This window comes from Nonomuraea spiralis (assembly GCF_014648435.1).
Classification (GTDB): domain Bacteria; phylum Actinomycetota; class Actinomycetes; order Streptosporangiales; family Streptosporangiaceae; genus Nonomuraea; species Nonomuraea spiralis.
This window is the reverse complement of sequence record NZ_BMRC01000005.1, coordinates 287,557-307,081: the sequence shown is the minus strand read 5'-3', so window position 1 is coordinate 307,081 and position 19,525 is coordinate 287,557. Positions and strand designations below refer to the sequence as shown.

Genomic DNA, 19,525 nt, shown 5'->3' with positions numbered 1-19,525 from the left:
CCGTCGCGGCACTGATCGCCAGGCACGTCGCCAGGCACTCCGACATTGCGGCGATCTCGGGCTGCACGCAAGCAGGCCACGGTTTGTGCGTACTTTTACATGGAACGCCGGAGCGGGGACGGCCGATCATCTGGTGTGCTCCTCAGCAACCGTGCCGTCTTCGCCAGTTCCGACCTCGACGAGGTCCGCGGTGAGGTCGCCAAGGTGTTCTGCCCGCACCGGCTGGACCTGGCCGGGGACGCGGGCCTGCTGTCGGCCCGGTTCAACTCCGTGCAGCTCGGCTCGGTCCGGGTCAGTTACCTCGACTACGGGGCCGACGTGCACATCGAACCGGGCGACCTGGACACGTTCTTCCTGGTGATGATCCCGCTCGCCGGGCGCAGCCTGATCCGGGCCGGGGACAAGGAGATCGTCTCCAGCCCGTCCCTGGCCGCGCTGCCGTCGCCGACGCGCCACCTCGACATGCGCTGGGCCGCCGGGTGCCCCCAGCTGCTGGTCAAGTTCGAGCGCTCCGCGATCGAACGATCCCTGGAACAGATGCTCGGCGAGCAGCTCGACGGTCCGGTCGTCTTCGACCTGGGCATCGACCTGACGACGGGCTGGACCAGGTCCTGGCGCGACATGGCCGACCTGCTCGTACGGGAGGCCGAACGGGACGACGGGCTGGCCGGCCACCCGCTGGCCGTCGCCCACCTGGAGAACGCCCTGATCACCCTGCTGCTGACCATGCAGCCGTCCAACTACCTGGAACGGTTGACGGCGCCCAGGCCGGCCGCGCTGCCGAAGGTCGTACGACGGGCGATGGAGTTCATCGAAGGGCACGCGCACCTCCCGGTGAGCACCACCGACATCGCGGGCGCCGTCGCCGTCAGCAGCCGTTCCCTCCAGGAGGGGTTCCGCGCGCATCTCGGGATGTCCCCGATGGCCCACCTCAGGCGGGTACGGCTGGCGCGGGTGCACGACGAGCTCAGAACGGCCGACCCCGCCAGAGCCACGGTGACCACGGTGGCCGCCCGATGGGGATTCCTGCACCAGGGACGTTTCGCCGCGCAGTACCGCGAGAGGTACGGGCAGCCGCCGTCGGAGACGTTGCGCGGAGGGCCCGCGTCAGGCGGATGAGATCCGCGCTCAGCGGATGGCCCGGGTGGACGCGCCGCCCGTACCGTTCTTGTCAGGCGCCGATCCGATCCTCCACACGACACCCGAAGGACACCACCCATGCGCGACATCCTCATCGTCGGCGCCGGCCAGGCCGGTCTCCACCTGGCCATCGGCCTGCTCCAGCACGGCTACGACGTCACCGTGGTCTCCAATCGCACCCCCGAGTCCATCCGCGACGGCCGGGTGATGTCCGGCCAGGCCATGTTCGGCACCGCGCAGGCCCACGAACGCGAGCTCGGCCTGGACTGGTGGGCCGGCGTCTGCCCGCCCGTCGAGGGCATCGCGCTCACCGTCCCGAGCCCGGAGGGCGGCAAGGCGCTCGACTGGGCGGCACGGCTGGACGTCCCGGCGCGCTCGGTCGACCAGCGGCTGAAGATGCCGGCGTGGCTGGGCGAGTTCGAACGGCTCGGCGGCAAGCTCGTCCTGCACGACGCCACGCCCGAGGACCTGGAGAGCTACGCGGCCCGGTACGACCTGGTCCTGGTCGCGGCGGGCAAGGGGCAGATCGCCTCGCTCTTCGAGCGGGACCCCTCGCGCTCCCCGTACGCCACCCCGCAGCGCGCGCTGGCGGTCACGTACGTCAACGGCCTCGCCCCGCGTCCCGATCATTCCGCGGTCTGCTTCAACCTGCTCCCCGGCGTGGGCGAGTACTTCGTCTTCCCCGCGCTCACGCACACCGGACCCTGCGAGATCATGGTGTTCGAGGGCGTGCCGGACGGGCCCATGGACTGCTGGGGCGACGTGCGCGGCCCCGCCGAGCACCTGGCCCGCAGCCGCCGGATCCTGGAGACGTTCTTCCCGTGGGAGGCCGAGCGCTGCGCCGGGATCGAGCTCACCGACGCCAACGCGGTCCTGACCGGCCGCTTCGCGCCCACGGTCCGCCGTCCTGTGGCCGTCCTGCCGTCGGGCGCGCCGGTGCTCGGGGTCGCCGACGTCGTGGTGCTCAACGACCCGATCACCGGGCAGGGCAGCAACAACGCCGCCAAGTGCGCCGCCACCTACCTGCGGGCCATCGTGGAACGGGACGGGCAGCCGTTCGACGCGGACTGGATGCGGCGGACCTTCGACCGGTTCTGGACGCAGGCCCAGCACGTCACGAACTGGACCAACGCCCTGCTGGCGCCCGCCGAACCCCACCACCTGGCGCTGCTGGGGGCCGCCGGGCAGTGTCCGGAGGTCGCCTCCCGGTTCGTCAACGGCTTCGACGACCCGGCCGACTACGCCGACTGGTTCATGGACGCCGACCGGGCCGCGTCCTATCTCGGCAGGGTGACGGCGTGAGATCGCTCCGTGACGCCTTCGGGCAGTTCGCGACCGGGGTGGCGGTGGTCACGACGGTGACCGCCGCCGGGGAGCGGGCCGGGGTGACCGTCAACTCCTTCACCTCGGTCTCGCTGGATCCGCCGCTGCTGTTGTGGTGCCTGTCGAACCGGGCGCCCAGCGCGCCGCTCTTCCTGCGGGCCGGGCGGTTCGCCGTCAACGTCCTCGCCGCCGACCAGGGCCACCTGTCCAGGCGTTTCGCCACGCCGGCGGCCGACAAGTTCGCCGGGGTGGAGCTGCTCGGCACGCCGCTGCCGATCCTCGCCGGGACGCTGGCCAGCTTCGTGTGCCGTACGGAACGTGTGCACGACGGCGGGGACCATCACATCGTGGTCGGGGCGGTGGAGTGTTACCAGCGGACGGGGGGCGAGCCGCTGGTCTTCCACTCAGGCCGCTACCGGGAGTTCTGGCCCGAGATGACGACCGGCGAGGGCCGCCTGCCCAGCCACGCCTGACGGACCTCTCCTCTCCGGCGGCCACATCGCGATCAAGAACTACTGAACTTTCTTCACATCCGTCACCTCTAACCCCGATGTGAACAAGCTTCAGAAGCTAGCCACCCTGTCCGTACTGCCGGTCGCCGCGGCGCTCGTGTCACTCCCCGCCCAGGCGGCGGCGCAACCGGGCTGTCCCGTTCCCACCAAGGCGGAGGTGAAGCGCTCGTCCGACAGCAAGATCGACAAGCCGCCGAGGGGCGCCACCGCCGTCAAGGGAGTCCGCGCCGGCCACGTCCCGAAGGGCTTCACGTACGGAAAGGTCGTCGTCAACAAGCACGACGGCATCACCGAGTACGGCTACCAGTGGTCGGACGACCGCGACGACGTGGACCGCCGGCACCGGTCGCTGTGGATCAGGGTGGTGTGCTGGCCGAAGGCGAGCACACTGGCACAACTCAAGAACGCGCCGTTCGGCGTCGGGACGTTCTCCGGGGACACCAAGACCGTGAAGATCGGCGGCCGTCAGGTGCTCACCCAGGAGGGCGACGGCGCGCTCGGCCACGGGCGGTACGCGGGCTGGGTCGAGCGCAAGGGCGTCGTCGTCACCGTGATGGCCAGCCAGCCTCTCGTGCCCGAGCTCGCGAAGATCATCAAGGGCATCACGCTCTGAGCCGGCCGCCGTCGGCCCAGGTCCTCGCGGGCAGCCGGTGACGGCGGGGGCCGGGCCGACGGAGTTGGAAAAGGGCATTCTGTAAGACGGAAAAGGTGTGTCAGGATCGGCTGCATGGCGAAGCCCATGAAGACCCCGCCGGCCTACGCGCCGAACAGCGTCGACCATGCCCTCCGGCTGGCGCAGATCCTCCAGCTCGACGGGGTGATCACGGTCTCGGCCGCGGCCGAGCGTCTCGGGGTGGCCCGATCGACGGCCCACCGGTTGCTGACCGCGCTGGTGTACCGCGACTTCGCGGTGCAGAACGAGGACCGCAGCTACCGGGTGGGCCCCGTTCTGGCCCTCGCCGAACGTGCCCAGTCCGACGTCGGCGCGCTGCGCGCGGCGGCGCTCGGGGCGATGCGGGCGCTGGTGGACCGGATCGACGAGACGGTGAACCTCAGCATCCGCACCGGCCGGAGCGTGCGTTTCATCGCCTCGGTCGAGTGCGGGCAGGCCCTGCGGGTGGGCAGCCGCGAGGGCATGGTCTTCCCGGCCCACCAGGCCACCGGCGGCCTGGTGGCGCTGGCGGCGCTCTCGGACGAGGAGCTGGAGGTCCTCTACGCCGCCGACGACCGCGGCGACCCGGCCGAGGAGCTGCCGGATCTGGCACGGTTGCGCCGCGACCTCCGGTCCGTTCGGCAGAGCGGGATCGCGCTCAACCTGGAGCGCACCGAGCGGGGCGTGGTCGCGGTGGGATGTCCGGTGAAGGGGCGCAGCGGGTCGACGGAAGCGGCACTGTCGATCTCGATGCCCAGCGTGCGCTACTCCCCCAAGCAGATCAAACCGCTCGTCGCCGCGCTCACGGCCGCGGCCGACGCGATCAGCCGCGCCCTCTGAGCGTCCGGTTCACCGCAGGAGGTCGCGCCTGGTGAGCGTGCTGGCGAGGGCGGCCGCCGCCGCGCGCACCGCGGTCGCGTGGCCCTCGGGCCGGAACCTGCCGCTGGGGCCGGCCACGCTGATCGCGGCGAGCGGCTCGTCGCCGCGGCCCAGCACCGGCGCGGCGACGCACACGAGCCCGACGGCCGACTCCTCGGCCTCGAACGCGACGCCGGTCTCCGCGACGCGTCGCAACTGGCCGCGCAGGATGTTCGGCGCGACGACGGTGTGCGGCGTGCGGCGTTCGAGGGGGCCGGTCAGCACCTCGCGCCGCAGGTCGGCGCCGGCGTACGCGAGCAGCGCCTTGCCGATCGCGGTGCAGTGGAGCGGCATCCGCCCGCCGGTGCGCGAGGGCGCCCTGGCCTGGCGGTGGCCGCCGATCTTGGCGACGTAGACGACGTCGTGTCCCTCCCGTACCCCGAGGTGGACGGTCTCGTGGGTGCGTTCGTAGAGGTCCTGGAGGAACGGCATCGCCAGCTCCAGCAGGCTGCGTTCCACCGAGGCGAGCATCCCGAGCTCGAACAGGCCGCCGCTGAGCCGGTAGCCGCCGTCGGCGCGGTCGAGCAGGCGGTTGGCGACCAGATCGCCGGACAGCCGGTGGACGGTCGCCTTGTGCAGGCCGGTACGCCGCACCAGCTCGGCGAGGCTGACGACCCGGTCGTCGGGCCGGAAGGCACGCAGGATCGTCACCGCCTTGCCCAGCACGGTGTCGAGATCGGCTGTCTCCGTCACCCCTCCAGCGTATCGCTGAACGAGACGATGTGCTGGTTGGTGCGCCATTCTGCCTGCACAGTGGGGGTATGAACGAAACCATCGGATCGGCCGCCGCGAGCCCGTCCGACATAGCCGCCGCGGTCGAGCGGCTTGCCGGCGCGGCCGCGTCCGGCGTGCCGTGCGCCCCCGTACGGGACCTGATCGGCCGGGACGACCTGGCCGCCGCGTACGCCGTCCAGGCCGCGCTCACCGGGTCCCGCCTCGCCGCCGGAGCCCGGATCGCCGGCCGCAAGATCGGCCTGACCTCGGAGGCGGTGCAGCGGCAGCTCGGTGTCGACCAGCCGGACCTCGGCGTGCTGTTCGACGACATGGCCTACGCCGACGGGGACACGATCCCGGTCGGGCGGATCCTCCAGCCGCGGGCGGAGGCGGAGATCGCGTTCGTGCTCGGCGCCGACCTCGCCGACGGCCCGCTGGACGCCCCGCAGGTCCGGGACGCGATCGCGTACGGCGTCGCCGCGCTGGAGATCTGCGGCAGCCGGATCGCCGGCTGGGACATCAGCTTCGGCGACACGGTCGCCGACAACGCCTCCTCGGGCGCGTACGTGCTCGGGACGGAACGCCGCACGCTCGGCGAGTTCGAGCCGGTGGACGTCGTGATGTCGATGAGCGTGGACGGCGAGGAGGTCTCCGCGGGGACCGGCGCGGCCTGTCTGGGCGACCCGATCGAGGCGGTCGTGTGGCTGGCCCGCATGGCCCGCGACCTCGGCGAGCCGCTGCGCGCGGGGCAGGTCGTCCTGTCCGGCGCGCTCGGCCCGATGCGGCCGGTCGCCGCCGGGGACACCGTCACCGCCACCCTGTCCGGCCTCGGCACGGTGACGGTCCGCTTCACCGAAGGAGCAGCAGAATGAGCAGGACGAAGGTCGCGATCATCGGGTCGGGCAACATCGGCACCGACCTGATGATCAAGGTGATGCGCGGGGCGCGCCACCTGGAGATGGGGGCCATGGTCGGCATCGACCCGGAGTCGGACGGCCTGGCCCGCGCCGCCCGGTTCGGCGTCCGCACGACGCACGAGGGTGTGGACGGGCTGATCGCGCTGCCGGACTTCGGCGAGATCGGGATCGTCTTCGACGCGACCTCGGCCAAGGCGCACGAGGTGAACGCCGCGAAGCTGCTGCCGTTCGGGAAGCGGCTGATCGACCTGACCCCGGCCGCGATCGGGCCCTACGTCGTCCCCGCCGTGAACCTCGACGAGCACCTCGACGCGCCCGACGTGAACATGGTCACCTGCGGCGGGCAGGCCACGATCCCGATCGTCGCCGCCGTCGGCCGGGTGGTGCCCGTCGAGTACGCCGAGATCGTCGCCTCGATCGCGTCCAAGTCGGCCGGTCCGGGCACCCGGGCCAACATCGACGAGTTCACCGAGACCACCTCGGCCGCCATCGAGCAGATCGGCGGGGCCCGCCGCGGCAAGGCGATCATCATCCTCAACCCCGCCGACCCACCGCTGATCATGCGGGACACGGTCCTGTGCCTGGTCGCGGCTCCGGACCCGGCCGCGCACGAGGAGATCCGCCGGTCGGTCGAGAAGATGGTCGCCGACGTGGCCGCGTACGTCCCCGGCTACCGGCTCAAGCAGCAGGTGCAGATCACCGAGATCCCCGCCGACCAGCCGGTCGGGACGCTGCTGGCCGCCGGCGCCGCCCGGCCCACCCACCAGGTGTCGGTCTTCCTCGAGGTCGAGGGCGCCGCGCACTACCTCCCGGCCTACGCCGGCAATCTCGACATCATGACCTCCGCCGCCCTGCGGGTCGCGGAGCGCATCGCGGCACGGAAGGCGGGCCTTTGATGGGTACTCCGATCTTCGTCCAGGACGTCACGCTGCGCGACGGCATGCACGCCGTACGCCATCGGATGACTCCGGAGGACGTCAAGCGCATCGTCACGGCGCTCGACCGGGCCGGCGTCGACGCGATCGAGGTCGCGCACGGCGACGGCCTGGCCGGAGGGTCGCTCAACTACGGTCCCGGGTCGCACACGGACTGGGAGTGGATCGAGGCGGCGGCGTCGGTGCTGGTGAACGCCCGTCTCACCACGTTGCTGCTGCCGGGCGTCGGCACCGTCGACGAGCTGAAGCGCGCCCACGACCTCGGCGTGCGTTCCGTCCGGGTCGCCACGCACTGCACCGAGGCCGACATCTCCGCGCAGCACATCGCCGCGGCGCGGGAGATCGGCATGGACGTGTCCGGGTTCCTGATGCTCTCCCACATGGCCCCGCCGGAGGAGCTGGCCCGGCAGGCCAAGCTCATGGAGTCGTACGGCGCCCACTGCGTCTACGTCACCGACTCCGGCGGCCGGCTCACGATGAACGACGTGGCCGCGCGGGTGCGCGCGTACCGCGAGGTCCTCGACGCCGGGACCGAGATCGGCATCCACGCCCACGAGAACCTGTCGCTGTCGGTGGCCAACTCCGTCGTCGCGGTCGAGAACGGCGTCTACCGGGTCGACGCGTCGCTGGCCGGTCACGGCGCGGGCGCGGGCAACTGCCCGCTGGAGGCGTTCATCGCGGTCGCCGACCACTCGGACTTCGAGCACCGCTGCGACCTGTTCCAGCTCCAGGACGCCGCCGACGACATCGTCCGGCCGTTGCAGGACCGTCCGGTGCGGGTGGACCGGGAGACCCTGACCCTGGGGTACGCCGGGGTCTACTCGTCGTTCCTGCGGCACGCGGAGAGCGCCGCCGCGCGGTACGGCGTGGACGTGCGCGACATCCTGATGGAGTGCGGCCGCCGCCGGCTGGTCGGCGGGCAGGAGGACATGATCGTCGACATCGCCCTCACGCTCGTCGCCGAGCGGGAGAAGCAGCCCGCCTGACCGGCTCGCCCGGCTCGCCGGCGCCCCGGCGGGCGGCGATCAGCGCCTCGCCGATCGCCACCATGGCGTCGGCGAGCTGCTCCATGAACTCCGAGATCGGCTTGCCGTCGCCGGACTGGAGCGAGACGAAGGCGCCGTCGAACCCGGCCATGCCGAAGTGGGCGAGGGCGTCGGCGACCGCGTTCGCGGCGTCCTCGCCCTCGCCGGCGAACGACGAGCGGATCATGTGCCGCATGTGGTCGCGCCCCTCGCCGCGGACCTCGCTCACGGTCAGCGTCGCTTCCGGGGCCTCGGCGGCCTCGTTGCTCATCACCAGCACCAGCAGCAGGCGCAGGAACTCCTCCCGGTGCACGAAGACCTCGCCGGTCTTCCGCAGGTACCAGCCCAGCCGCTCGCGGGGGGTGCCGCCCGCCGGCGGGTCGCGGTGGGCCTCGCGCATGGCGTCGAAGAAGCCCTTCGCCCCCTGGGCCATGACGGCGGACAACAGCCCCGCCTTGGACTCGAAGTGGTGGTAGAAGGCGCTCTTCGGCAGGCCCGTCTCCTTCACGAGCGTCGAGATCGACGTGCCGGCGTAGCCGCGTACGGACATCACCCGGGCGGCCGCGTCGAGGATCTCCTGCCGGGACCGCCGGCCGCGGCTGTTCACGTTGTGCGCCTCCTGCGCGGACTTCTCCACCTGCCGAAGTCTAGGGACCCCGGAGGGGCGACTCGTCCAGCGGTCCGGCCGTGATGTGCGGAACTCGTTCGGCCCAGCTCTTGACACGTTGCCGCAGGTCATTGTTAGTCTCCTCACAATTGGACCGAACGTTTGGTCCAAAAGTGCCGCATCGAGGCGTGCGGTCGAGAACGGAGTCAGCGCATGACCGACAGCTACGACGCGGACGTCGCGATCGTCGGGTACGGCCCGACCGGCGTGATCGCCGCGCTCACCCTCGCCAGGTACGGCGTCTCCGCCGTCGCCCTGGAACGGGACCGGGACATCTATCCCCGGGCCCGGGCCGTGACCGTCAACGACTGGACGATGCGGATCTTCCAGGACCTCGGCATCGACGAGCGGATCGAGAAGAAGATCGACCCCCAGCGGGCCCTGCGCTGGATCACGTACGGCGGCACGGAGATCATGCGGATCGAGCACCCGCCCTCCACGCTGGGCCGTAAGGCGCGCTTCTACAACATCTACCAGCCGACGATGGAGGCCGAGCTGCGCGCGGCCGCGCAGGAGCACCGCGACCGCGTCACCGTCCACTACGGCGCCGAGGTCACCGGCATCGACCAGGACGCCGACGGCGTCACCGTCACCTCGACGGACACCGAGACCGGCCGGACCCGCACCACCCGCGCCCGGTACGCGATCGGCGCCGACGGCGGCACCAGCACGATCCGGAACGAGGTGGGCTGCCGCCTGCTGGGCGACACCAACGACGTCACGTGGGTGGTCATCGACTGCCGCGTCAAGCGCTGGTGGCCCGACCGGGACTTCCTGACCTTCTGGTCGGACAAGGAGCGGCCGGTCGTCGACATCGCGCTCTCCGCCGGCAACCACCGCTGGGAGATCCCGCTCAAGCCCGACGAGTCCCCCGCGGACTACCCGACCAGCGTCGAGGTCTGGCCGCTGCTCAAGGCGCTCGGCGTCACCGAGGACGACGTCGAGATCCACCGGCACGCCTTCTACAAGCACCACGTCCGGATGGGCGACACCTGGCGCAAGGACCGGGTGTTCCTGGCCGGGGACGCGGCCCACCTGATGCCGCCGTGGGCCGGGGCCGGGATGCAGTCCGGGATGCGCGACGCCCACAACCTGGGCTGGAAGCTCGCCCGCGTGCTCAAGGGCGAGCTGCCGGAGAGCTGGCTGGACACCTACGAGGCCGAACGGCGGCCGAACACCGCCTTCTACACCGGTCTCGCGGTCCAGCTCGGACGGGTCATCAAGCAGGAGCTGTCGGAGGAGGAGCAGGCCGCGATGAACGCGGTCCCCGAGAACACGGTCACCCCGTACGAGCCGCCGCTGACCGCGCCGCCGGTGCTGGAGGGCGGCTGGATCAGGGGGCCGCTGGGCGACACCAGCATCGTCGGCCGGATGGTCCCGCAGCCGATCGCCGGTGACACCGCGGGCCGGATGGCGCGCCTGGACGACCTCCTCGGCGACGGCTTCGTGCTGCTCGGCGACGACGTCGACCCCGCGACCCTGCTGACGGCTGCGGAGAAGGCCGGCTGGGACGCGCTCGGCGCCCGCTACCTCGCCGTACGGCCGAAGACGGCGTACACGCGGGGGCCGGAGGAGCTGGTGGACCTCGACGAGGTGCTCCTGCCGTGGCTGCGCCGGTACGGCGCCCGCGCCGTGGCGGTCCGTCCCGACAAGTTCGTCGCCGCGGCCGACGTCAGCGGCCTCGCCGTGCCCGCCTGAATCCGTCACCCGCGTCACCCGCGTCACCCGAGAAGGAGAAGAGAGATGTCCGGAGTCAAGGAGCTCGGTTACGTCGTCTACGAGGTCGGCGACCTCGCCGACTGGGAGCACTTCGCCGTCGAGCTGCTGGGCATGCAGTTCGGGGAGAAGATCGACGGCGGGTTCACCCTGCGTACCGACGAGAAGGCCCACCGCTGGATCGTCACCGGCGGGCCCGCCGACGACCTGGCCGCCACCGGCTACGAGGTCTCGGACGCCGCCGCGCTCGACGCGCTGGTGGAGAAGGTTCGCGCGGCCGGGGTCGAGGTCGCGCAGGGCGACGCGGCCCTCGCCGCCGCCCGCAAGGTGGAGCGGATCTTCATCACCACCGACCCCATGGGCAACCGGGTCGAGCTGGTCACCGGGCTGGCCGACGCCGCGACGCCGTTCGAGTCCGAGAAACTGCTCGGCGGGTTCGTGACGGGCGCCGGCGGCGCGGGCCACCAGGTCCTCCTGGCGCACGGTGTCGCGCGGGAGACGTACCTGCACTTCTACGTCGACCTGCTCGGCTTCAAGATCAGCGACGTCATCGTCGAGGAGCTGGCCCCGGGGGTGGTCGCCGACCTGATCTTCCTGCACTGCAACGGCCGCCACCACACCGTGGCCTTCGGCGACCTGCCCTCGCCGAAGAAGACCCACCACTTCATGGCCGAGGTGACCGACATCCGCGACGTCGGCCTGGCCTACGACCGGTGCATGGACGCCAAGCGGCCGTTCGAGATGACGCTCGGCATGCATCCGAACGACCACATGTTCAGCTTCTACGTCTTCACCCCCTCGGGCTTCAGCGTCGAGTACGGCTGGGGCGGACTGATCATCGACGACGAGACGTGGGAGGTGAAGACGCTCGACAAGCTGCACAGCTGGGGCCACCGCCCGCCGGGCGTCGTCGCCGGCCTGCTGGCCGCCGCGCCGGCGCCGAACGAGCCCGCGCCGAACGAGGAGGCCAACTGATGACGCTCGACGCCAAGGACATCGCGCGCACGGTGCAGACGGCGGACTGGAAGCTGCGCTACTACGAGGCGGGCTCCGGCCATCCGGTCGTGCTGCTGCACGGCAGCGGACCGGGCGCGACCGGATGGAGCAACTTCGCCGGCAACATCGAGGCGCTGGCCGATCACTTCCACGTCTACGCCGTCGACATGCCCGGCTGGGGCGAGTCGGACCCGGCGACCGTCGACCGGCTCGACCACGTGGAGGCGGTGATCCAGTTCCTGGACGCCCTCGGCATCGAGAAGGCCGCGTTCGTCGGCAACTCGATGGGCGGCCAGACCTCCCTGCGGCTGGCCACCGAGCACCCCGGCCGGATCTCGCACCTGATCACCATGGGACCGCCGGTCGGCCGGATCCCCACGCTCTTCGGCGCCGGCGACGGCCCGTCCGAGGGGCTGAAGGTGCTGATCGAGGCCTACCGGGACGCGAGCCCGGAGAACATGCGCAGGCTTGTCGAGATCATGGTCTACGACAAGGCGCGGTTCGCCACCCCCGAACTGTGCCAGGCGCGTTCGGACGCCGCGCTCGCCCGCCCCGACCACCTGCGCAACTACGTGGACGGCCTGCCGAAGGGCGCCCCGCTGCCGAAGTGGGTCAGGCCGGAGCTGCTGCCGGGGATCCAGGTGCCGACGCTGCTCATCCACGGCCGCGACGACCGCGTGGTGTCGTTCGAGACCTCGCTGTACCTGCTGGCCAACATCCCGCACAGCCGGCTGGTGCTGCTCAACCGGTGCGGGCACTGGGCGATGATCGAGCACGCCGACGAGTTCAACCGGCTGGTCGCCGACTTCATCGCGAACAACTGACCCCAGGCGGGCGGTGCGCAACTTTCCCGGGAAAGTGTGCATCCAACCCGCCGTGGACATGTTGATCGAGGGCGACCCGCAGCGCCTCGGGGGTTACTGGCTCGCCGGGCGGCTCGGCGCGGGCGGGCAGGGCGTGGTCTACGAGGCCTACGCCGAGGACGGCCGGCGGGTGGCCGTCAAGGTCCTGCACGGCGACCAGGCGCGCCAGCTCGCCAGGGAGGTGACCGCGGCGCGGCGGGTGGCCGCGTTCTGCACCGCCCCCGTCGTCGAGGCCGTGCTGGACGGGCCCCGGCCGTACATCGTCAGCGAGTACGTCGAGGGCCCGAGCCTGCGCAAGGCCGTCTCCGAGGGCCGCCGGTTCGGCGGCGCCGACCTGCACCGGCTCGCCACCGCGGTGGCGACCGCGCTGACCGCGATCCACGACGCCGGGGTGGTCCACCGCGACCTGAAGCCCGACAACGTGCTGCTCGGCCCGGACGGCCCGCGCGTCATCGACTTCGGGATCGCGCGGACGGCGGAGATGTCGCTGACCGAGACCGGGCTGGTCACCGGCACGCCGACGTACATGGCGCCGGAGGTGTTCACCGGGCAGCGGGCGGGGATGCCCGCCGACGTCTTCGCCTGGGGCGGCATCATGTTGTACGCCGCGACCGGCGCCGACCCGTTCGAGGCCGAGAGCCTGGGCGGCGTCATGCACCGCGTGTTGTCGGCCAACCCCGACCTCGGCGTGCTGCCCGGCTCGATGCGCCCGCTGGTGGGCGTCGCGCTGGACAAGGACCCGGCACGGCGGCCCACCGCCAGGCAGCTCCTGCTGGCCCTGGTCAGCGCCGAGAGCGGGCTCGACACCGCCCATCTGCTGGCCCAGGGCAGCGGGCAGGCGGCCGGCATGACAGGAACCGCCGACGACCCGGGGCTCGGCACACTGGCCGAGCAGGCGTACGGGATGCTCACCCGCGACGAGCGCGAGCTGGCCGCCGAGGTCTTCCTGCGGCTGGTGACCATCGGCGAGCGCGACGAGCTGACCGTACGCCGGGCCGCCCTCTCGGAGCTGACCGAGGGCAGGCCGGCGCGGGAGTCGGCGGCCGTGGCCCGGATCATGGACGTCTTCGGCTACCTGCTCGGCCGCGACGGCGAGGAGGTGTGGTTGTCGCGGCCCGCCCTGCCGCACGCCTGGCCGCGCTATCGCCGCTGGATCGAGGCGAACAAGGACGGCCTGGCCGCCCACCGGGAGATCCTGACCGCCGCCAGGCGCTGGCACCAGACCGGGCGCAGGGACGGCGACCTGTTCCAGGGCCAGAGCCTGGACAGCGCGCTGCGGTGGGCGGCCACCGAGCGCCGCAACATCACCCTGTCCCCCCTCGAACGGGACTTCCTGGACGCGGGCGCCCGGCTCGCCAGGGGCAGGGCCAGGCGCAACCGGCTGGTCACGCTCAGCCTGGCCGGGCTGCTGGTGATCTCGCTGGTCGCAGGAGGGCTGGCCGTCCAGCAGAGTGTGCTGGCCGACGAGCGGGCCGACGCGGTGGCGGCGCAGCGTGACCGGGCCGAGGGGGCGCGGCTGGCGCAGGTCGCGGGCACGTTACGGTACACCGACCCGCGGACGGCGATGCAGCTCAGCGTGGCCGCGTGGCGGCTGGCTGGGTCGGCGCAGGCGCGCGCGGCGCTGACGACCGCGCTCGCGCAGCGCGAGGTGGCTGTGTTCAGGGATCCGGCGGGGGCCGCCGACACCGTACGCGCGCTGAGCCGCGACGGCCGGATCCTGGCCAGCGTGGGCGGCGACGCGATCAGGTTGTGGGACCTGCGTACCGGCAGGCGGGCGGGCGGCGTCGCGAAGCTCGGTCTCAAGGGCGAGTCGCCGGTGGCCGCCGCCCTGTCGCCCAGCGGCCGGGACCTGCTGCTCACCACGTCCAGGCGGCTCGTGGTGTGGCGGCCGGGCGCCGGCCGGGTCGTACGGTCCCTGCCGATGGCCCGCGACGTGCAGCTCTACGGCCGGTACGGCACCGTCGACCGTTACGTGATGACCACCTACACCGACGGCGACGGCCACCGGCACGACCACGTCTGGGACCTCGAACGCGGCACCCGCAAGGCCATCTCCGCCTACGACGGCGCCATGACGGCGGCCGGCGATGCGATCTACGTGCGCGGCGGCGGCGCGCACGGCCGGGTGGAGCGGCGTGGCCTGCCGGGCCTGCGCCTGGAGCAGGCCCAGCCGCCCGCCGCCGCCTGCGACTGCCGGGCTCCCCTGGCCGTCACGGCCGGCGGCGGCGACCTGATCGAGGAGACCCGGGACGACCTGACCGCGACGCCGGTGAAGGGCGGCCGTTCCCGGGACCTCACTCTGCAGACCGGCGTCATGCCGTGGAACCGCGGCGAGCTCACCGTCAGCCCGGACGGCCGGCTGTTCGCCTCGGTGACCGAGTCGCAGATCCAGGTGTGGCGGGCCTTCGACGAGCATCTCACCACGATCACCCTGCCCACCGGCGCCGACAACGGCTCACAGGCCCCGCAGGTGGGGTTCGACGGGAGCGGGATGCGGTACCTGAGCGAGGACCGCGTGCTCACCGTGGACCTGGCCGACCTGCCGGTCAAGGCGGCGGACGCGACGCCGTGGGGGCAACCCGAGCTGAGCCCGGACGCCCGCCATCTGCTCGCCGTGGGCGAGGACGGCACCGTCTACACCGGCGACCGGCCTGCGAACAAGGAGAACAAGGCGGGCACAGCGGACAAGGCGGGCGGTGGGGGTGGGATGCGGCCTGTGGTCAAGGTGGCCGGGGGCGGCTCCGGGGCCGCTACGGCCGCCGCGTTCAGTCCTGACAGCCGCCTGGCCGCCGTGGGCGCCCCCGGCGGGATCGTCGTCATCGACGTCGCCACCCGCCGCCCGCTGGCGCAGTGGCGTCCGGACCTCGCGGGCCGGCCGCAGGCGACCGACCTGCTGGCCTTCGCCCCCGGCGGCGCCCGCCTGGCCGCCGTGCAGTACGCCGCCGATGGCGACGCCGACGAGCGGAGGCTGGCCGTGTGGGACTGGAAGACCCGCCGCGCCCTGTGGTCGGTACGGTTCACCAACGTCAGCGGCGTCAGGTTCGCCCCCGACGGCCGGACCCTCGCGGTCGCCGGCACGAAGTCGGCCGACACGCCCGGTCACGACCTGCGGCTGCTCGACGCGACGACGGGCAGGCAGCTCGGCGCGCCGTTCGGCATGAGCGGCCAGGACTCCACCGTCATCGACTTCGTGTTCTCCCATGACGGCTCCTCGGTGGCGGTCGTGGACGGGCGCGGCCGGGTGACCGCGTTCGACATGGCCGGCCGCCGCCGTGCCGGCCAGGTGGGTCAGGGTGGCGAACTCGTCGGTGACGCGACCATGTCGCCGCGCGAGAACGTGATCGCGGTCGGCACGAAGTCCGGCCGGGTCCAGCTGCTCGACCTGGCGACCGGCACACCCCTCGGCCTCCTGCGCGACGGCGACGTGGGCGGCGTCAGCGCGCTGGCGTTCTCCGCCGACGGGACGGCGGTGACGACCGTCGACCGGGCCGGCCTGCCGCACGAGCGTCCGGTGGAGCCCGCGAAGATGGCCGCCGCGATCTGCGCGCGGTCGGGCGCGCCGCTGACGCCGGCCGAGTGGCGGGCGTACGTGACCGAGGCCCCTTACCGGAAGGTCTGTCCGTAATCGGTCACTGACGGACGGTCATTGTGGCAAACAGTCGGAAATGATGGGCCGGGTGCGTACATAGGCAGGGGTGTCCGAGTAATTGATTCGATGAGGAGACCCACCATGGGAACCGCCCGTGGATGACGAGCGGCGGGCCAGGTTCGAGGCCGCCTACAACCGGACCTACGGCCAGATCACGGCCTACGCGGCGCGCCGCTGCGACTCCCCGCAGGACGCCGCCGACGTGGTGGCGGAGACGTTCACCGTCGCCTGGCGCCGGGTGGACGAGCTGCCGGAGGGCGAGGAGGCCACGCTCTGGTTGTACGGCGTGGCGCGCAAGGTCCTGGCCAACCATTTCCGGGGCGACAACCGCCGCCGGGTGCGCACGGCCGAACTCGACGCCGAACTGGCCGACCTGTACGGCCACTCCCCCGACACCCAGGTCGAGCTGGACGCGATCGGCCGCGCGTTCAGGGGCCTGCCCGACGACGACCGGGAGTTGTTGTCCCTGGTCGCCTGGGAGGGGCTGGAGCGCGAGGAGATCGCCAGGGCGCTGGGGTTGTCCCGCAACGCCGTACGCATCAGGCTGCACCGGGCCCGCAAACGCCTGTCGCGCGCGCTGGCCGCGGCGGGCGTGGACATCACCGCGGAGAGCCGGCTGGTCCCGGCCGAACGACCGCTGCGAGAGGCCCTGTGAGCGACACCCCCGAGAACACCCCGAAGAACGCCCCGAAGAACGCCACTGAAGGTCCGGTGAGGAGTCCGGTGAGGAACGTAGACGAGATCGAGGCGATCAGGCCGCTGGCCCGGGTCGCCCCCGGGGAGCAGGGAGGCGAGCCGTCCGGCGCGGGGGCGCGGGCGCTGCTGGCCTCGATCACCGCCGAGGAGCCGGGCACGGCGCTGGACCGGGGCATGGCGTCCGGGGGCCGGCGGTTCCGGCCGAGGCGGGTGCTGATCGGCCTGGCCGCCTCGGCCGCGCTCGCCGCGGGCGTGGTGGTGGCCCCGATCGTGCTGAAGGACGGCGTGCCCAGCTCGTACGCCGTCAACCTGGACGACGGGATGGTGACGATCCAGATCCGCGACTTCGACGACGCCGCCGGGCTGGAGAGGCGGCTGAAGGAGCTGGGAGTCCCCGCGCGGGTGGACCACGTGGCCAAGGGCATGACGTGCCGGGAGCCGCGCGGCACGCCCGTGGAGAACATCCCCCGCGGCCTCTACAGCCTGCCGGAGAACATCCCCGGCGAGTCCGAGGGCTGGCAGATGCGTATCAACAGCAAGCTGTTCGGCCCGGATCAGACGTTCGTCTGGACCATCAGCGGCAAGGGCGGCGGGACCAGCACGATCCTGTACGAGGGGCCGGTGGCGCCCTGCGAGCCGGTGCCCGCGCCCACGCCGAGGCAGATCGAGCCGGAGTTCCGTGCCGCGACCGACAAGGGCCGCTCGCTGGAGGGGCTGCGGGTGGACGAGAAGACCGTCGGCGAGGTGCTGCCCGAGCTGAAGCGGCGCGGCAAGAAGGTGATCTTCGCCATCATCTCCGTCCCGCCCGGCAACCCCGGAGGGTACGGCATCGACCGGACGCAGAAGGAGCCCGTCGGTGACAGCTGGGTCGTCTGGGAGGCGGAGGAGAACGCCAAGGGGGTGATCCGGCTGCTGGTGACGGAGGATCGGCTGGACAAGAACCCCGTCTACGGCGGCCCCCGGGACGCGGTCATCAAGGACTGACCCTTCTCGGGTCCCCCGCGGTGATCAAGGAGCTGACGATCGGCGGGCGGCGTGTTCGGCGAACCGTACGGTGACGGACAGGCCGCCTTCCGGGGGTGCGACGGTGGTGAGGGCGGCGTGGTGGGCCTGCGCGACGGCGTTGACGATCGCGAGGCCGAGACCGTAGCCGCCGCCCAGGCCGTGGCGATCGGGCGCCAGTTTCTGGAAGGGCTGGAACAGGCGCCCGATCTGGTCGCCCGGGATGACGGGCCCGCTGTTGGCGACCGTGAGGACCGCGTGCGCGCCGGTGCCCCGGGTGGTGACCCGTACGTGCCCGTCCGCGTGGTTGTGGCGGACGGCGTTGTCGACGAGGTTGGCGACGAGGCTTTCGACCAGCCCCGGGTCGCCCGCGATGGTCGCGGGCGACAGGTCCGCGGCGAGCTCGACCCCTGCCTCCTTGGCCTGGTCGCGGCGCGTGGCCAGCACGTCTCCGGCGACGTGGGCGAGGTCGAGGCGGTCGCGGCGGGTGAGGCCGCGCTCGCTGGTGGCCAGGGCGAGCAGGGCTTCGACGAGCCGTTCCTGGTGTCCGCCGAGAGCCAAGGCCTCCTGGCAGGCCGAGCGCAGCGTGGCGGCGTCCGCGCCGGGGTCGGCGAGGGCGACTTCGAGCAGCGTACGCAGGCCGGCCAGCGGGGTGCGCAGCTCGTGGGAGACGTTGGCGACGAAGTGGCGCTGGGCGTCGAAGGACGCCTGCAGGCGGGCGAACAGGTCGTCGAGGGTGTGGCCGAGCTCGGTCAGCTCGTCCGTGGGCTCGCCGAGGTCGAGGCGCCGGTGGAGGTCGCCGGTGGAGATGACCTTGGCAGTGGCGGTGATGGCGCGCAGCGGGCGCAGGAAGCGGCCGGCGACGTACCAGCCGAGGGCCAGCGCGACGGGCACCAGCACGACCAGCGCGACCGCCGATCCCAGGAGAAGCTGGGGCACCCCGACGCCGGGCCCGTTCTCGCTGACCGCGCCCGGCGAGGGGCCGCCCACGGGCGCGGAGACCCGTACGGAGGCCAGCGGGACGTCGACGAGGACCAGCACGAACACCCCGGCGGCGTAGACGGCCGCCGCGTACGCCAGCGCGAGCCGCTTCCGCAGGGACCTGCCGGACGACGGCCGGGCGGTCATGACGCTCCGAGGCGGTAGCCGCCTTCGCGGACGGTCTCGATCACGGGCGGGTCGCCGAGTTTGGCCCGCAACCGGTGCACGGTGTGCTTGACGGCGCTGCTGAACGGATCGGTGGCCTCGTCCCAGACACGTTCGAGCAGCTCCTCGGCGGAGACGACCACGCCGGGCATCGCGAGCAGGCATTCGAGCAGGGCGAACTCCCGGGGGCTCAGCTCAAGGCGCCGACCGGCCCGGAACGCTGCCCGGCGGGCCGGATCGAGCGTGAGGTCCGCGTACGCCAGAGTGGGCGGCAGCGGCGGGGTGGCGCGGCGGGCCAGGGCACGGACGCGGGCGACGAGTTCGGCGAACGCGAAGGGCTTGGGCAGGTAGTCGTCGGCGCCGAGGCTGAGCCCGTCGACGCGGTCCTCGATCGTGCCGGACGCGGTGAGCATCAGCACGCGGGTCTCGTGGCGGCCGTACGCGAGCCGCCGGCAGATCTCGTCCCCGTGGACGCCGGGCAGGTCGCGGTCGAGGATCACCACGTCGTAGCGGGTGACGGCCAGGCGTTCGAGGGCGGTGGTGCCGTCCAGGACGACGTCGACGGCCATGCCCTCGCGGCGCAGGCCGGTGCCGACCGAGCGGGCGAGGATCTCGAAGTCCTCGGCGACGAGGACTCTCACCGCCGCCCACCGC

The 19,525-nt window shown here is 72.5% G+C and carries 18 protein-coding genes; 14 read left to right on the top strand and 4 right to left on the bottom strand.

Features of this window, described 5'->3' with window-relative positions; genetic code table 11:
• Positions 1-135: 135 nt before the first annotated feature.
• The 5 genes from IEZ27_RS14470 to IEZ27_RS14450 all read left to right on the top strand — a co-directional run bounded on the left by IEZ27_RS14470 (position 136) and on the right by IEZ27_RS14450 (position 4,467).
• The gene (locus tag IEZ27_RS14470) at positions 136-1,119 is read left to right on the top strand and encodes an AraC family transcriptional regulator (protein WP_125634361.1); all 984 of its coding nucleotides are present in this window, start codon (positions 136-138) and stop codon (positions 1,117-1,119) included.
• Between the two features lie 99 nt (positions 1,120-1,218).
• A complete protein-coding gene (locus IEZ27_RS14465) occupies positions 1,219-2,442 on the top strand; it encodes a styrene monooxygenase/indole monooxygenase family protein (RefSeq protein ID WP_189647649.1) in 1,224 nt (407 codons plus the stop codon).
• On the top strand, positions 2,439-2,936 hold the full coding sequence (locus IEZ27_RS14460; RefSeq protein WP_189647648.1) for a flavin reductase family protein: 498 nt from the start codon (positions 2,439-2,441) through the stop codon (positions 2,934-2,936). Before IEZ27_RS14465 ends, IEZ27_RS14460 begins: the two co-directional genes overlap by 4 nt.
• A gap of 79 nt (positions 2,937-3,015) precedes the next feature.
• Positions 3,016-3,588, top strand: a complete 573-nt coding sequence (locus IEZ27_RS14455) for a hypothetical protein (RefSeq protein WP_189647647.1) — start codon at positions 3,016-3,018, stop codon at positions 3,586-3,588.
• A gap of 114 nt (positions 3,589-3,702) precedes the next feature.
• Positions 3,703-4,467 (top strand): IclR family transcriptional regulator, encoded by a 765-nt coding sequence (locus tag IEZ27_RS14450; RefSeq protein WP_189647646.1) that lies wholly within the window; start codon positions 3,703-3,705, stop codon positions 4,465-4,467.
• A gap of 9 nt (positions 4,468-4,476) precedes the next feature.
• On the opposite strand, the gene IEZ27_RS14445 is transcribed toward IEZ27_RS14450, so the two are convergent.
• Complete coding sequence (locus IEZ27_RS14445) at positions 4,477-5,238, bottom strand: IclR family transcriptional regulator (protein ID WP_189647645.1); 762 nt, start codon at positions 5,236-5,238, stop codon at positions 4,477-4,479.
• A gap of 68 nt (positions 5,239-5,306) precedes the next feature.
• Between IEZ27_RS14445 and IEZ27_RS14440 the strand changes: the two genes are divergently transcribed.
• From IEZ27_RS14440 to dmpG, 3 genes are read left to right on the top strand one after another with little or no spacing between them, the layout of a single operon-like run.
• On the top strand, positions 5,307-6,131 hold the full coding sequence (locus IEZ27_RS14440; protein WP_189647644.1) for a 2-keto-4-pentenoate hydratase: 825 nt from the start codon (positions 5,307-5,309) through the stop codon (positions 6,129-6,131).
• On the top strand, positions 6,128-7,072 hold the full coding sequence (locus tag IEZ27_RS14435) for an acetaldehyde dehydrogenase (acetylating) (RefSeq protein ID WP_189647643.1): 945 nt from the start codon (positions 6,128-6,130) through the stop codon (positions 7,070-7,072). Before IEZ27_RS14440 ends, IEZ27_RS14435 begins: the two co-directional genes overlap by 4 nt.
• On the top strand, positions 7,072-8,097 hold the full coding sequence (dmpG, locus tag IEZ27_RS14430) for a 4-hydroxy-2-oxovalerate aldolase (protein WP_189647642.1): 1,026 nt from the start codon (positions 7,072-7,074) through the stop codon (positions 8,095-8,097). Before IEZ27_RS14435 ends, dmpG begins: the two co-directional genes overlap by 1 nt.
• Here dmpG and IEZ27_RS14425 read toward each other — a convergent pair.
• The gene (locus tag IEZ27_RS14425; protein ID WP_229823974.1) at positions 8,060-8,773 is read right to left on the bottom strand and encodes a TetR/AcrR family transcriptional regulator; all 714 of its coding nucleotides are present in this window, start codon (positions 8,771-8,773) and stop codon (positions 8,060-8,062) included. The two genes, dmpG and IEZ27_RS14425, sit on opposite strands and share 38 nt — an antisense overlap.
• 183 nt (positions 8,774-8,956) lie before the next feature.
• Between IEZ27_RS14425 and IEZ27_RS14420 the strand changes: the two genes are divergently transcribed.
• From IEZ27_RS14420 to IEZ27_RS14395, 6 genes are all read left to right on the top strand, one after another.
• Positions 8,957-10,501 (top strand): bifunctional 3-(3-hydroxy-phenyl)propionate/3-hydroxycinnamic acid hydroxylase, encoded by a 1,545-nt coding sequence (locus IEZ27_RS14420; RefSeq protein ID WP_189647640.1) that lies wholly within the window; start codon positions 8,957-8,959, stop codon positions 10,499-10,501.
• Positions 10,502-10,546: 45 nt separating this feature from the next.
• Positions 10,547-11,494 carry a VOC family protein gene (locus tag IEZ27_RS14415; RefSeq protein WP_189647639.1) on the top strand — a complete coding sequence of 316 codons (948 nt, stop codon included), beginning with the start codon at positions 10,547-10,549 and terminating at the stop codon, positions 11,492-11,494.
• Positions 11,494-12,339, top strand: a complete 846-nt coding sequence (locus IEZ27_RS14410; RefSeq protein ID WP_189647638.1) for an alpha/beta fold hydrolase — start codon at positions 11,494-11,496, stop codon at positions 12,337-12,339. Before IEZ27_RS14415 ends, IEZ27_RS14410 begins: the two co-directional genes overlap by 1 nt.
• 58 nt (positions 12,340-12,397) lie before the next feature.
• Positions 12,398-16,003 carry a WD40 repeat domain-containing serine/threonine protein kinase gene (locus tag IEZ27_RS14405; protein ID WP_229824014.1) on the top strand — a complete coding sequence of 1,202 codons (3,606 nt, stop codon included), beginning with the start codon at positions 12,398-12,400 and terminating at the stop codon, positions 16,001-16,003.
• Between the two features lie 118 nt (positions 16,004-16,121).
• On the top strand, positions 16,122-16,682 hold the full coding sequence (locus tag IEZ27_RS14400) for an RNA polymerase sigma factor (protein WP_189647636.1): 561 nt from the start codon (positions 16,122-16,124) through the stop codon (positions 16,680-16,682).
• A gap of 68 nt (positions 16,683-16,750) precedes the next feature.
• Positions 16,751-17,707, top strand: a complete 957-nt coding sequence (locus IEZ27_RS14395; RefSeq protein WP_189647635.1) for a hypothetical protein — start codon at positions 16,751-16,753, stop codon at positions 17,705-17,707.
• 24 nt (positions 17,708-17,731) lie between these two features.
• Here the strand turns inward: IEZ27_RS14395 and IEZ27_RS14390 are convergent, their stop codons facing one another.
• Complete coding sequence (locus tag IEZ27_RS14390) at positions 17,732-18,853, bottom strand: sensor histidine kinase (RefSeq protein ID WP_189647634.1); 1,122 nt, start codon at positions 18,851-18,853, stop codon at positions 17,732-17,734.
• Positions 18,850-19,512: a response regulator transcription factor gene (locus IEZ27_RS14385; RefSeq protein ID WP_189647882.1), complete on the bottom strand. Its 663-nt coding sequence runs from the start codon at positions 19,510-19,512 to the stop codon at positions 18,850-18,852. Before IEZ27_RS14385 ends, IEZ27_RS14390 begins: the two co-directional genes overlap by 4 nt.
• Between the last annotated feature and the right edge of the window lie 13 nt (positions 19,513-19,525).

Coding starts and splice junctions, on each gene's coding strand:
- IEZ27_RS14465 (WP_189647649.1), top strand. CDS start 1,219: ATGCGCGACATCCTCATCGTCGGCGCCGGCCAGGCCGGTCTCCACCTG.
- IEZ27_RS14450 (WP_189647646.1), top strand. CDS start 3,703: ATGGCGAAGCCCATGAAGACCCCGCCGGCCTACGCGCCGAACAGCGTC.
- IEZ27_RS14440 (WP_189647644.1), top strand. CDS start 5,307: ATGAACGAAACCATCGGATCGGCCGCCGCGAGCCCGTCCGACATAGCC.
- IEZ27_RS14435 (WP_189647643.1), top strand. CDS start 6,128: ATGAGCAGGACGAAGGTCGCGATCATCGGGTCGGGCAACATCGGCACC.
- dmpG (WP_189647642.1), top strand. CDS start 7,072: ATGGGTACTCCGATCTTCGTCCAGGACGTCACGCTGCGCGACGGCATG.
- IEZ27_RS14420 (WP_189647640.1), top strand. CDS start 8,957: ATGACCGACAGCTACGACGCGGACGTCGCGATCGTCGGGTACGGCCCG.
- IEZ27_RS14415 (WP_189647639.1), top strand. CDS start 10,547: ATGTCCGGAGTCAAGGAGCTCGGTTACGTCGTCTACGAGGTCGGCGAC.
- IEZ27_RS14410 (WP_189647638.1), top strand. CDS start 11,494: ATGACGCTCGACGCCAAGGACATCGCGCGCACGGTGCAGACGGCGGAC.
- IEZ27_RS14405 (WP_229824014.1), top strand. CDS start 12,398: ATGTTGATCGAGGGCGACCCGCAGCGCCTCGGGGGTTACTGGCTCGCC.
- IEZ27_RS14390 (WP_189647634.1), bottom strand. CDS start 18,853: ATGACCGCCCGGCCGTCGTCCGGCAGGTCCCTGCGGAAGCGGCTCGCG.